8 protein-coding genes and 1 pseudogene are annotated in these 13,263 nt (G+C 61.8%); 8 read left to right on the forward strand and 1 reads right to left on the reverse strand.

All coding sequences use genetic code 11. From position 1 onward, the window contains the following. Window positions 1-812 precede the first annotated feature (812 nt). The 7 genes from wecB to SLW74_RS14695 all read left to right on the forward strand — a co-directional run bounded on the left by wecB (window position 813) and on the right by SLW74_RS14695 (window position 11,452). Window positions 813-1,985, forward strand: a complete 1,173-nt coding sequence (gene wecB / locus SLW74_RS14665; RefSeq protein ID WP_410929313.1) for a non-hydrolyzing UDP-N-acetylglucosamine 2-epimerase — start codon at window positions 813-815, stop codon at window positions 1,983-1,985. A 39-nt stretch (window positions 1,986-2,024) separates the two neighbouring features. Continuing rightward, entirely contained in the window at window positions 2,025-4,238 is a 2,214-nt protein-coding gene (locus SLW74_RS14670; RefSeq protein ID WP_410929314.1) for a hypothetical protein, read from the forward strand. A 12-nt stretch (window positions 4,239-4,250) separates the two neighbouring features. Beyond that, the gene (locus SLW74_RS14675) at window positions 4,251-6,359 is read left to right on the forward strand and encodes a glycosyl transferase family protein (RefSeq protein WP_065986506.1); all 2,109 of its coding nucleotides are present in this window, start codon (window positions 4,251-4,253) and stop codon (window positions 6,357-6,359) included. Next, window positions 6,356-8,932, forward strand: coding sequence for an NfrA family protein (locus SLW74_RS14680; RefSeq protein WP_410929315.1), 2,577 nt, complete (start codon window positions 6,356-6,358; stop codon window positions 8,930-8,932). Before SLW74_RS14675 ends, SLW74_RS14680 begins: the two co-directional genes overlap by 4 nt. A gap of 8 nt (window positions 8,933-8,940) precedes the next feature. Next, the gene (locus SLW74_RS14685; protein ID WP_141695097.1) at window positions 8,941-9,606 is read left to right on the forward strand and encodes an alginate O-acetyltransferase AlgF; all 666 of its coding nucleotides are present in this window, start codon (window positions 8,941-8,943) and stop codon (window positions 9,604-9,606) included. After that, entirely contained in the window at window positions 9,603-10,592 is a 990-nt protein-coding gene (locus SLW74_RS14690; RefSeq protein WP_410929316.1) for an alginate O-acetyltransferase AlgX-related protein, read from the forward strand. Before SLW74_RS14685 ends, SLW74_RS14690 begins: the two co-directional genes overlap by 4 nt. A 77-nt stretch (window positions 10,593-10,669) precedes the next feature. Continuing rightward, window positions 10,670-11,452, forward strand: a complete 783-nt coding sequence (locus SLW74_RS14695) for a hypothetical protein (protein WP_244657036.1) — start codon at window positions 10,670-10,672, stop codon at window positions 11,450-11,452. 31 nt (window positions 11,453-11,483) lie between these two features. On the opposite strand, the gene SLW74_RS14700 is transcribed toward SLW74_RS14695, so the two are convergent. Next, window positions 11,484-12,254, reverse strand: coding sequence for an SDR family NAD(P)-dependent oxidoreductase (locus SLW74_RS14700; RefSeq protein WP_192134729.1), 771 nt, complete (start codon window positions 12,252-12,254; stop codon window positions 11,484-11,486). A gap of 177 nt (window positions 12,255-12,431) precedes the next feature. On the opposite strand from SLW74_RS14700, the pseudogene SLW74_RS14705 reads away from it, so the two are divergent. Beyond that, window positions 12,432-13,253: pseudogene (locus tag SLW74_RS14705) on the forward strand (SDR family oxidoreductase). The last annotated feature ends 10 nt before the right edge of the window (window positions 13,254-13,263 follow it).

The raw sequence follows: 13,263 nt of genomic DNA on the forward strand, positions 1-13,263 counted from the left end.
GGCGTCCCCCGTGAGCTTCCCGGCTGGCCTGTCGGCGGCTAGACAGTCGCGCGGGATCCGGGCGAGGTCCGGCTGGGTGCGCAAACCGATCTTTGCCATGCCGATTCGAGATGACTTTTTTCACCCTTAAAGACTCACCCTGAACAGGCCGCCCCAGCGAAGACGCTGGGTGCTGCATGAGCGCTAACCCTGATGGCCTCATATATTTCTCTTTCGATACATAACAGGCTTGCAACTGGGTATGTATTGTCCGACACTCTCGCCATCGGCTTCGACAATATACAGGCGCCATTGCGGTGACTATCGAAAGTGCATCGGATTAAGTATTTCTATATAGTCTGCGTCGCGACAACGGCATATAAGAAAAGGTCCAAGTCGGCAGACGGGCGGCATGTGTTAATCCCGGCACCCCCGGAAATACTGGGGCAAACGCCCGTTTAGTTGCTTAAGAAGTTTCCACTCCCAACGAAATAAAAACCCCTAATCGACTGTTCATAACTTCAGAAGTTTCACGTTGAATAATTAAACATTCTTTTTGCCCATCTGTGTTTGCAGTCATCCCTATTAGTGTTAATAATCCCGACTGCTCCGGGAAGCAAGGCAATGCGCCATCTCACAAGAAGTGAATATCAAGTCTGAATTCTGATTAAGTCCCCGGCCCAATAAACTCAATTCTCAGTTCGTTCAAGACGCAATGACGCCTTGAGCAGCGAGTAGGCGCGGAACATCCGTGTGAGGAGGGCATCATCGCTCGTAGTCATTCCGGGATTAAAATCCTGTCGATTTTCGGTACACGTCCGGAAGCCATCAAGATGGCCCCGCTGGTAAAGGCACTGGCTGCAGAGCCGGGTATTCACTCGCAGATCTGCATCACCGGCCAACACCAGAGCATGCTCAAGCAGGTGCTGGAGCTGTTCGATCTGAAAGCTGATTTCACGCTCGATGTGATGACGCCGCATCAGACCCTCAACTCGCTGACAGCCGCGCTGTACGGAGCCATTGATCCGGTGCTGGAAATCACCCGGCCGGACCGTGTGCTGGTGCATGGCGACACCACGTCCGCCATGGTCGCGTCGATGTGCGCCTTCCATCGCCGGATCCCTGTGGGGCATGTCGAAGCCGGTCTTCGCACCGGTGACATCTACAGCCCATGGCCTGAAGAGATGAACCGCCGGTGCATCGATCTGAGTGCCGACATGCTGTTCGCTCCGACCGATGAATCGCGCCGCAATCTGCTGGGCGAGCGCTTGCAAGGGCGTTCCTACGTGACCGGTAACACGGTCATCGATGCCCTGCAGTTGACGGCTCAACGCATTGATCAGAACGCTGAACTGCGTACCCGGCTGGATCAGCAATACTCCTTCCTGCGCAACGACCGCAAAGTGCTGCTGGTGACCGGCCATCGTCGGGAAAACTTCGGTGACGGCTTCCTGGATATTTGCAAAGCCTTGCGTCAACTGGCCCAGCGCAGTGATATCCAGATCGTCTACCCGGTGCACTTGAACCCGAACGTCCTGGGCCCGGTGACCGAGCATTTAGGCGGCTTGGCCAATGTGCACCTGATCGAGCCGCTGGATTACCTCGCGTTCGTGCGTCTGATGCAGCGCGCCCACGTGATCCTTACCGATTCCGGCGGCGTGCAGGAAGAGGCGCCAAGCCTGGGCAAACCGGTACTGGTCATGCGCGATGTGACCGAACGGCCTGAAGCTGTTGCGGCGGGCACCGTGCGGCTGGTCGGCACTTCTCCGGACTCGATCATCAGCGGCGTCAACGCGCTGTTTGACGACGACCTGCTGTGGCGCCGCGCGTCCCAGGCGGCCAACCCGTACGGTGACGGCAAGGCCAGTTCGCGCATCGTTGATGCCTTGATGGGCCGCCCGGTCAACGACTTCGTGGTCGGCCAGTTGCACGTGCCCAGATACCTCGAGTACGGGCACAGCGCCCCGGCACGGGACGACAACCGCCCGTCGTCCACTTACCAGTAACAAACGCCCGACCCCTCTATTAGCTTGAGATCTGCCTGAATGAAGTCTTCCGTTGCCACCCAAACGGGCGCACTTAGCGCCCTTGTCTGTGGCGTGAGCCTGCTCGCGCTCATGCCCAACTTTGCCCTGGCGGCGGACAGCCCGCTCACCGAGGCGATCAACCGACTCAATGCCGATACGCTGCAACACCGGGAGATTCGCCTGAGAGATCTGGGCATCGACGCCCCCATCGTGCTCGGCTCCACGGATTCGCGCCGCGAACTGTACCTGCCGGTTCCGGCGGGTGTGCCGTTGTCCGATGCGTCGCTGAACTTCGATGCCAGCTACCTGAATGGGGAGGGCGGTCGCAACACCCTGCTGCTGTCCCTGGATGGCTATCCGGTACGGGCCGAAGGCCTCAGCGAAGCGCAAGGCAATGCCAGCTCCACGCTCGGCGTGGACAAGGCCGCTCGCAACAGCGGTTCGGTACGCCTGGGCGTGGCCTGGTCGTCGATCGTTTCTCGCGTGCTGTGTGAAGACGAACGCGCGATTGGCAACGTGTTGCGCATCGAACCCGACACCCGCCTCAATTACAGCTACGACGCCAACCTGTTGCAGGACGTCGGCGCTGCCTGGACCGCATTGCCGGCCAAGCCGGGCATCATGGTCGCGCCGGGCAGCCTGGCAGTCGGCACGTACGACGCCGCCTGGCGCCTGGGCGTTGCGCTGGAACGGATCGGCAAACATGCGCGCATCCTGTCTTTCCCTGCCGTGCAGGACAGCGTTGACCTGAGCGCACTGCGCATTCCGGCCGAACTGCAGAGCATTCCGGCCTTCGCCAGCCTCAACGGCAAGGGCCCGCATGCCCTGGCCAACCCGGCGGAAATCGGTGCATTGCTGATGCTCGGCCAGACCCCTGACGTGCAGGCCGACCTGGCGATCAACGACCCGCAATTGCTCAAGGCGATCAACGAATCCCTGGAAGCCTTGCAAAGCCAGATTCAAGGTGTGGACGCCACAGCTGCCAGCGCGTTCACGCAATGGCGCGAGCGTCACGTGAACGCCGGTTTGGCCGCCAAGGGCACGGATAACGTCCGTCTGGCATTGCTCGGCACCCGTCCGGTGCTGATGATCGCCCCTGAATCGACCGGCAAGGCCATGGCCCTGTTCAGCAGCGCCTGGAACAAACTGGCCCGCAGTCGCACGCTGACCGTCAGCGAAGCGCAGATGCCATTGAGTGCCGACGGCCGTGTGGCCCTGACCAATCTGGGCGGCAACCCCGGCACCATCGACGTGCTCGCCAAGTCCGACTGGAGCGCCTCCTTCCCTCTGGGCAGCGTGGCCTACGACGGTCGCCTGCCAGTCAAGGCCGTGATGGATGTGTCCGCCGCCCCTGGCGCTTCGGACACCGCTCCTGTGGCGTCACTGTTCCTCAACGATTACCTGATCGGCGCGCAACAGTTGCTTGCCAACGGTGAGAAACAGCGCATCGAAGCGCGTATCCCGAGCTACGCCCTGGGTTCCAAGAACGTCCTGCGTGTCTCGTTCCAGCGTCAGCCCGTCAGTGATCGCTGCCTGGAAACGCCGCAAGCGTTCCCGGTTTCCGTATTGCCGACCAGCCACATCGTGCTGGACAAAATTTCACTGGATGACGGTTTCTCCGGCATGGCCGCCCGTTACGCCACGAACACGCAGATCCTCGTGCCCCAGGCTTACCTGGATTACCCGGCCAGCAGCTTGCCGCAGGTGATCTCGGTGGCTGACGGTGCGGGCGTTTCGCCGCTTCGCGCTGAACTCAAAGTCAGCAGCGATCCTAAAGCCACGGTCACGCCGGACAAAGACTTTCTGGCCTTCGAGCTGCCGCTCAAGGACAGCAAGGAATCGGTTCGCGTCGATGATCAGGGTCGCCTGCGCATCAACCACCAGGATCAGCCGCTGCTGGACCTGTCGCCGCTCAACCACCTGGCGTCATTGCAGGCCGTGGATGCCGGTGGCCAGCACGGTCTGGTCTATCGCGTCCTGGGCAGCGATGCCCCGGTATTCGCCAAGCCCGTGCTGTTGACCCGCGGCGACGTGTCAATCCTGGGCGACAACGGTGTCGTGAACACCTTCGACAGCAAGGATCCGAGCGGTAGCCAGTTCATCGACAAAGAGGAGCCCAAGGGCCTGGACGCCTGGCGCACGCCTTCGATGTTGTGGCTGATTCCCGGCGGCATCCTGTTGGTGCTTATCCTGATGTTGGCTGGCCGTAGCGCCCGTCGCAATCGCCAGTAACGGAACCCTTCGATGACGTCGCTTTATTGGCCCTACTGGCTGGCTCATTACTACAGCTTCCTGGAAGTCGCGACCATTGTGGTCGCGGTGCTGATCCTGATTTCCAGCCTGGACGATCTGTTCATTGACTTGTGGTACTGGTCTCGCCGCCTGTTTCGCAAGTTCACCGTGGACCGCAAATACCGGCCACTGACCGCCCAGCAATTGCTGGACCGGGATGAGCAGCCACTGGCAATCATGGTTCCGGCCTGGCTGGAATACGACGTCATCGCGCCGATGATCGAGAACATGGTGTCGACCCTGGACTACCAGAACTACGTGGTCTTCGTCGGCACTTACATCAACGACCAGCGCACCATCGATGAGGTGGAGCGCATGCGTCGGCGTTACAAGCAATTGCACCGTGTGGAAGTCCCCCATGCCGGGCCGACCTGCAAGGCTGACTGCCTGAACTGGGTGATTCAGGCGATTTTCCTGCATGAACAAACCCACGGCATGACCTTCGCCGGTGTCGTGCTGCACGACAGCGAAGACGTGCTGCATCCGCTGGAACTGCGCCTGTTCAACTACCTGTTGCCACGCAAGGACATGATCCAGCTGCCGGTCGTTTCCCTGGAACGCAACTGGTACGAATGGGTGGCCGGTACGTACATGGATGAGTTTGCCGAATGGCATGGCAAGGACTTGGTGGTCCGCGAAAGCATGACCGATACCGTGCCCTCGGCCGGCGTCGGTACCTGCTTCTCGCACCGGGCCCTGAGAGTGCTGGCCGGGGAAACCCAAAATCAGCCGTTCAACACCGACAGCCTTACCGAGGACTATGACGTTGGCGCACGCCTGGCCAAGGTCGGCATGAACGCCATCTTCGTGCGCTTCCCGGTGGAATTCCGCGTGCTGCGCAAATCGTGGTTCCGCAAACCCTACGAATCAACCCTGAAGATGCCGCTGTGCGTACGCGAATTCTTCCCGGACACCTTCCGCACGGCGTTCCGCCAGAAAGCGCGCTGGACCCTGGGCATCGGCCTGCAAGGCTGGGAGCAGATGGGCTGGAACGGCTCGCTGGCCAACCGTTACCTGCTGTTTCGCGACCGCAAGGGCGTGGTCACAGCGTTTGTCAGCATCCTGGCCTACGTGATCCTGGTGCAACTGGTGGCGCTGATTATCCTGCGCCAGAGCGGGCTGTGGAACGTGAGCTTCCCGACGCCGTTCGAATCCAACGGCTGGATCAAGTACCTGCTGATTGCCAACGGCCTGGCCCTGGGCTGGCGCATCCTGCACCGCTGCTACTTCACCACGGTGCTGTACGGCTGGCAGCACGGCTTGCTGTCGCTCCCGCGCATGGTGGTGGGCAACTTCGTCAACTTCATGGCCGCCTCCCGGGCGTGGCGCATGTTTCTGGTAGGCAAGGTGCTCAACCGCAAGCTGGTCTGGGACAAGACCATGCACGACTTCCCGTCCACCGACCTGGTCGCTGCCGCACCGCGCAAACTGGGCAGCGTGTTGTTGTCCTGGCAGGCCATCAACGACAGCAATCTGCAAACCGCACTGGACGAACAACAAACCCGCCACATGCCACTGGGCCGCATTTTGCTCAGCCACGGCTGGCTGGATGACGAAACCCTGGCGGAAGCCATCGCGTTTCAGAACGATCTGCCGCGGGTGTTCGATGTGGCCCACAAAGCCAATCCATCGCTGCTGGCCGACGAGTTCGCCCTGCGCTGGCGTGTTGTGCCACTGGGGACCAACGAGGAGGGCCGTGGGCAGATCGCCGTCGCCAGCCCGCTGTCTGCTGAAGGCCTGCAACAGATCAGCGATGAGCTGGGCAGCGAGCCGGTGCAGCTGATTGCCCGTGAAAGCGAGATCGTCGCGCAACTGCGAAACGTCTATGCGCTCGACGGCCAACCGGTGCCCAACGCCCGCGCACCGATGCTGGGCGACCTGTTGATCGAAATGGGGCTGCTGGATCGCGACGTGTTCAACCGCACCATGCTCAATTACCGCCCGCAGCACCACGGGCGCATCGGCGACTATCTCGTCGACAGCGGCGTGCTGCCTCGGACCACCATCGAACAGGCCGTGGCCCGTCAGCACAGTCATTACCCAACGGAGCTCCCGGCATGAACCGCCCTTTCCTGACGCTCATGGCCACGGGGCTGACCCTTTTGCCTGCGCTGGTGCATGGCGAAATTCTGCCGCTGCCGTTGACCGGTCCCGCGTATCAGGCGGCCAATGAGGCCTACAGCGCCTATGATCGCAAGGACTACGACCTGGCCATCGCCAAAGCGCGCGAAGCCTTGCGTCAGCGCGCCGATGTCACCCGTCTGAACCGGCTGATCGTGCAGGCGCAACGAGACAAGGAACAGCGCGACAACCCCAAGCGCTACCCGCAGTCGCCTTCGCGCCCGGCCCCCGGTTTCAGCGCGGCGGCCCAAGCGTTCAAGGCCTACGATCGCGAAAACTTCGGCGTCGCCGCGCAGGCCGCTCGCAAAGCGATCGCCCAGGCACCCAGGCGCATGGATTACCGCCTGCTGCTGATCGAGTCCCTGCAACGCCAACAGCATCTGGAGGAAGCCGATCAGGCCACCACCGAAGCCCTGCGGGTGTTCCCGGATGACGACACCTTGCTGATGCGTCGCGAAGCGATTCGCCGTCAGCTCGCCGCGCCACTGGCCATCGCCGGTTATCGCGCGCTGGAACAAGGCAACCTGCCGCTGGCCGTGGATCAAGCCCGCAAGGCCGTGGCCTGGGCACCGGAAATCGGCGCTCACCAGCAGTTGCTGATCAGCGCGCTGATCGCCAACAAGGATTACCGCGCCGCCGAACTGGCCGCCACCGGCGCGCTGGCCCAGGACGATGGCGAAACCGCGCCATGGATTCTGCGCAGCTATGCCCTGGATCGTCAGGGCAAGACGCAGGCGGCACAGGCTGACCTGAACCGGGCCTTGTCCATCGAAGGCTTGCTGGATTCTGAGGTGCGCGAGATTCGCTTTTTCGCCGCCGACCTGGCGCTGGCCAACAACCAGCCGCAGCAGGCCCTGGATCAATTGCAAAAACTGCCCGCCGACACGGGCGGTGAAGTCGCCCGCCGTCGCGCCGCCGCCCAGGTTGCGTTGCGCCAGAAGGACAATGGCCTGAAAACCGCGACGCGTTTTCCGGCCCCGGCCCTTAACTGCCAGGAAAGCGCATTCGGCCTGATCTGCGATATCTGGCCGGGCAACCAGCGCGATGGCGGCACGGACACGGCCGTGCAGGCTTACGCTGCGCTGGCCCGCAAGGACGCCGCTTCGGCTGCGGCCCTGGCCAGCGAAGCCATTCGCCGGGCGCCGCAGAATCCGGCATATCGCAGTCTCTTGGTCAGCGCCCTGACCGAGCAGAAGCGCCTGCCCGAAGCCATATCTGCGGCCAGCGATGGCCTGCAAGCCAATGGCGACGACGCCCGTCTGCTGGCCCAGCGCGGTCGGTTGAAGCAGCAGACCGGTGACGATGCCGGTGCCCGCAAGGACTTCACCCAGGCCCTGGCCTTGGGCAGCCTGCCCACGTATGAAGAAGCCAGTCTCTATGCTGCCCTGGGGCAGCGTCGTACGGCGCGGGAACGCCTTCAGGTCGCCCGCGACGCTGGCGAACTGGATGGCATGAGCGATCTGCAAGTGGCTTACCTGTCGGTACAGGCCGGCGACGATGACAGCGCCCATGAGTCATTCCGCAAGGCTGACGCTGCCACGCCTCTCGCGCCGACAGCGACTCAGGACGCGGCCTACAACGCGATGCGGGTCAGTGACGACGAACACGCTGTCGGCTATTTCAAGCGGGTTATCGACGCCAAAAATAGCGGCGAACTGGACATGACCGACCAGCAGCTGTTCGACACCCGTCGCGCCGTGGCCGATGTGTCGCGCACCTGGGGCCTGACCAGCACCACCAGTTATCGCGGCAACAGTTCCACCAGTGGCCTGAGCTCGGCGCCCAGCACTGGCAGCAATAATGGCAACAGCGGCAGTGGCAGTAGCAGCAACGACAGCCTGCAGAACAGCACCGAACTGTCGTGGCGCCCGCTGGGTTACCGCAACGCCCGTTTCGTCGAACTGTATGGCCGGGTCACCGACACGCTGTGGAGCAAAAACAGCGATTCGGACACCGGCCTGGATGCACTGCAAGGCGCTTTGGGCGTGCGGGTCAAGCCGTTCACCTCGTTGAACGTCATGGCGGCCGTGGAACGCACCTTTCCCCTGGGTTCTTCCGACGTCGACGGCGACTGGCTGTTGCGCCTGGGCTACGGCTCCAGCATCGGCACCGATTTGCGGGTTGATGTCCCCAGCTGGTGGACGTCGCAGTTGTTCGCCGAAACCGGTCATTACGTCAACGACTCGCGCAATTACATCAACAGCGAATGGCAGGGTGGTCGCAGCTACGCCATTGGCGGCGCCGGCTCGCGCTGGGTGACGTTCCCCCACGTGGTGGCCGCGTTCGACTACGACTCCAAGATGGACAGCGAAACCCGCTCCGACGGCAGCACCGACTACTCTTCCGGCCATGCGGCTGGCGTCGGCGTGGGTAACAACGTGCGCTACTGGTTCCGGGAAGACGCGTACAACGCGCCGCGCTCCTATGTGGATTTTTCGCTGCAATACCGAGTGAAAGTGTCTGGCGATGACCGCGCCAAAGGTGTTTTCGCTCGTCTGACTTACTCCTATTGAGGACGGATATGCACCCTCGTATGTATTGGCTGATGTCGCTTGGACTGAGCCTGGGCATGGCGTCGACAGCGGCTCAGGCTGCTTCGGAAATCGCTCAACTCTATGCACCGAAGCTGCCGGAAGGCTCTTCCTGGGTGCGGGTGGTCAATCCCGCCGACGGCGCCGTGCAAGTGAGCGTGGATCGCAAGCCCGGCGTTGCCCTGTCTGCGCAGTCGGTGGTGGCCAGTCCTTTCCAGGTGGTGGACTCGCGGCAACCGCTGCGCATCACGATCAACGAACGTGAGCTCAAGGGCCTGAACGTCCCGAAAAACGCCTTTGTCACGGTGATTCTGGGCAGCGATCCTGCAGCGGCCCCCCGTCTGGTGATCGACCCGCAGCCGCGCGGCAAAGACTTGCGTGCCGAACTCAACGTCTACAACCTCAGCGCCGGCTGTGAGAAAGCCGATATCAAGCTGGCCAACGGCTCCAGCGTATTTAGCCAGCTGCCGCTCAACGGCCAGGCGCAGCGCACTATCAATCCGGTGCAGGCGACGCTGATTGCCAGCTGCGATCAAAGCGCCAGCCTGCCGCTCAAGCTTGAGCCATTCAAGGCCGGTGACCGTTACAGCCTGTTCCTGGTCGGCTCACGCCAGACCCCCCGCCTGATTGGCCTCGTTGACCAGACTGCCCCATGACCTCTTTAGTAAGATCTCGCCATATCCTGCGTCGCCCTCCGGTATCCGGCCTGATTGCCGGTGTACTGCTGAGCCTGTCCGGCGCCGCTGCCCAAGCTGATTCTGCAGTGATCACCGGGCAGGGCGGCTGGTTATTTCCTGCGTGGGAAAGCCTGAACACCGTCGATAACCCCGGCATTGCCCGGGACATCGCCCTGATCAAGGACGTCCAACACCAACTTGAGCGCGAGAAAATCGCGCTCGTGGTGCTGGTGGTGCCGATGAAAGCGCCGTTCTACGCCCAGCGCCTGCCTGCCGACCACCCTCTGAGCCCGGCCGTGGTGCAGCGCTACGACCGTTTGCAAGGCGAACTGACGAAGGCTGGCCTGACGACGCTGAACATCAAGCCGATACTCCAAGCCACGGAGCAGGGCAAGCAGACGGCGTTTTACCGCGCTGATTACCACTGGACCGCGTGGAGCGCCGAAAACACGGCCGATGCCACTGCGAAACTGATCACCGGACGCTATCGCCTGCAGGGTGAACCCGGCGGCGGTGCAGTGCTGGGGGAGTGGTTCGACAAGCGTGCCTTCGGCGATCTGGCCAGCAACTTCCTGCCGTCGATCAAGCGCAAAGCCATCGGCCGAGACATTTACACCGTGCGCCATCAGGTCGAGAAAGACCTGCTGATCGACGACGCCCCGGCCCCTGTTCAGGTCATCGGCAACAGCTTCGTGCAGCCTTACCTTGGTTATACCCAGAAACTGTCCAACGCCCTGGACCGCCCGGTCACGTTGACCTGGAACCCCGGCGACGTCGGCCCGTGGGCAACACTGCTGCAATACCTCGAATCACCGGACTTTGCTCAGCACAAGCCGCAGGTGATCGTGTGGCAATTCAACGAGGGCCAGTTCCACCTCGGCCCCGATGCAGCCGCCCAGTGGAATGCCAAGGGAGTGACGTCGTTGGGCCAGTGGCGCCAGCGCATCAACAAGGCCCTGCCTTGAAGATTGTCCCGGGGCGCCTCGGGCGTGCGACTCTAGCTGTCCTGCTGCTCGCAGCGACACTGGTCACAGGCACCGCCATGTTTTACGTCACCACGCAAAAACGGCTGGACCCTGGCATCGTTGGCATCGTCTGGCAGCCCGATAACAAAACAGTGGGCATCAAGGGGCAATGGGACCAGCTCGGAGCCAAAGAATTGCTGGTGCAATGGACCGTGGTCGACGATCAGGCGTTTGTGCCTGGCACCGGTCTGCCCAGCGTGCCGGTCCTGCCCGATTGGGCACGTATCGCCAAAGAGCCCTGGGCTCAGGATGTGATCATAGGCCTGGCGGGATACTTCAGCGAAAACCGCTCCCGGGACAACATCGAGCAACTGGCGGCCGTCTCGGAGCGCATCGCCAAACTGCCGACTCCGCTGCACGTCACCGGCTACTACTTCCCGGCCGAAGTCGACCCCAGCTGGACCCGTGCCAAGGAGCTGCCTGCGCTGCTGGCCAAGCTTCCGCGTCCGTTGTGGATCAGCGTCTATGACGGCGCCAACATCGGCCCGGCCGCCACAGCAGACTGGCTCAAGCAATGGCTGCCAGACGACATCGGCGTGTTCTTTCAGGACGGCGTCGGGGTCTACGCCCGTACTGCACCGGTAGCCCGCACCTACGCCGACACCCTGCGTGAACGCTTGGGCAAGGACCGCGTGCGCATCATCGTCGAAGCCTTCCGCCCTAACTACGGCGGCGGTTTCCGCTCCGCAACGGCCGCCGAACTCAAACCGCAGCTCGCCGCCTATGACGGCTACCCGCTGTACCTGTTCGATGGCCCGCATTACGTGACGCCGGCGTTGGTGAAAGCGTTGGCGAAGTAATTATTCACGTCCCGTTTCGCGCGTGGGGACGTCACCAGACGATGGGGGTGTCGTCCCAGGCCCAAAAGGTCCCGCTGTCGGCCGGCCCATGTGCGCCCACCACCTCAAGAATACGGTCCGCCGAGAACGCCGGTTCGAACAACTGGCCCTCAGGCACGTTCCCCTGGAATGGCCGGGACAGCTCGGTGTCAGTGGTGCCTGGGTGTATGGCCAGGACAGTCGAGGCAGGGTTCAACCGTTTCAGTTCGATGCTGGCCGTGTGCAGCAACTGGTTGAGCGCCGCTTTGCTGGCTCTGTAGCTGTACCAGCCTCCCAATCGGTTATCGCCAATAGAACCAACCCTCGCCGAGAGCGCCGCGAAGGTAGAAGGTTGTTTGCGCAATAAAGGGAGGAGGTGTTTAAGCAGCAGGATCGGCGCGAACGTGTTGGTCCCAAAGCTGGCTTGCAGGCTCGCAAGCGTCAACTGAGCCAGACCCTTTTCTGGTTTTGCGCCGTCCTGATGAAGAATGCCCAGCGCGCTGATAACCAGGTGCAGATGGTCGCATCCGGCAAGCGTCTCGCTCACGAGCGCTTCGAGGGATTGCTCATTGCGCGCGTCGCAGTCGACTCGTTTCAGGCGCTGGCCATAGCGTTCTGCAAGCGCTGCCAGTTCTGAGGAGGTGCTGGCGTTTCGCGACACTCCCCATACCTGCGTCACATCATCGCGAGCCAGCAACGCCGCGCACAGTGCCAGGCCAATACCCCGGCTGGCGCCGCATATCAGCACATGAGCTTCGCTGTTCAGTTCGGGTATCAAACGCATAAGGCACCTTGAGGGGCGTGGCTGAAGTGTGTTTATGACCCTGAGTCAGGTTTTGATGTTCAGGTTTCGTGGCGTTCGGTTATGGACTAGCCTCTTCGCCAACCGTGATCATGGCACAGGACATTGGCTCATTCTCATGGGCGCTCTACACGCCTTACCCTGGAGATAAAATCATTTATGGAAAATAAACTGGCCTCCAAGACAGCCGTCGTTACCGGCGCGGCTCAAGGCATCGGTACCGCCATTGCAAAACTCTTTGTGCAAGAAGGTTGCTTCGTTTACGTCACGGATATCAACGAAGCGCTTGGTCGTGCGGTTGCAAGCGCGTTGGGGGCGCGCGCCTGTTTTCTGCGTCTGGATGTGCGGCGTGAAGAAGATTGGCAACGATTGGCCGGGCAGATTTCAAATGACGGCCGCCGTTGGGATGTTCTCGTCAATAACGCGGGCATCACCGGATTCGAGGATGGCGCTGTGCGGCATGACCCGGAACATGCACGGCTGGAAGATTGGCGTTCGGTGCATCAAACCAATCTCGACGGGGTATTCCTCGGATGCAAATACGCCATTCGCTCCATGCGCCCGTCAGGCGCCGGTTCCATCGTCAACATCTCCTCTCGCTCCGGTCTGGTGGGTATTCCAGGTGCCGCCGCGTATGCGTAGTCCAAAGCTGCCGTTCGCAATCACACTAAAACGGTGGCGCTTTACTGCGCCGAACAAGGGCTGAAGATTAGATGCAACTCGATACACCCGGCGGCCATTCTGACCCCCATGTGGGAACCCATGTTAGGCAGCGATGCCGGTCGCGAAGCGCGAATGGCTGCGCTGGTTCGAGACACGCCGCTCAGGCGATTCGGAATGCCTGAAGAGGTGGCCGCTCTGGCCTTGTTGCTCGCGTCGGATGAAGCCACGTACATCACGGGCAGTGAGTTCAACGTTGATGGTGGGCTGTTGGCCGGAACGGCTGCGACTCCCGCAATCGTAGGTGACAGCGAAACCTAGGCATTAATGT

It is taken from the genome of Pseudomonas sp. W5-36, assembly GCF_046540455.1.
Lineage (GTDB): Bacteria > Pseudomonadota > Gammaproteobacteria > Pseudomonadales > Pseudomonadaceae > Aquipseudomonas > Aquipseudomonas graminis_B.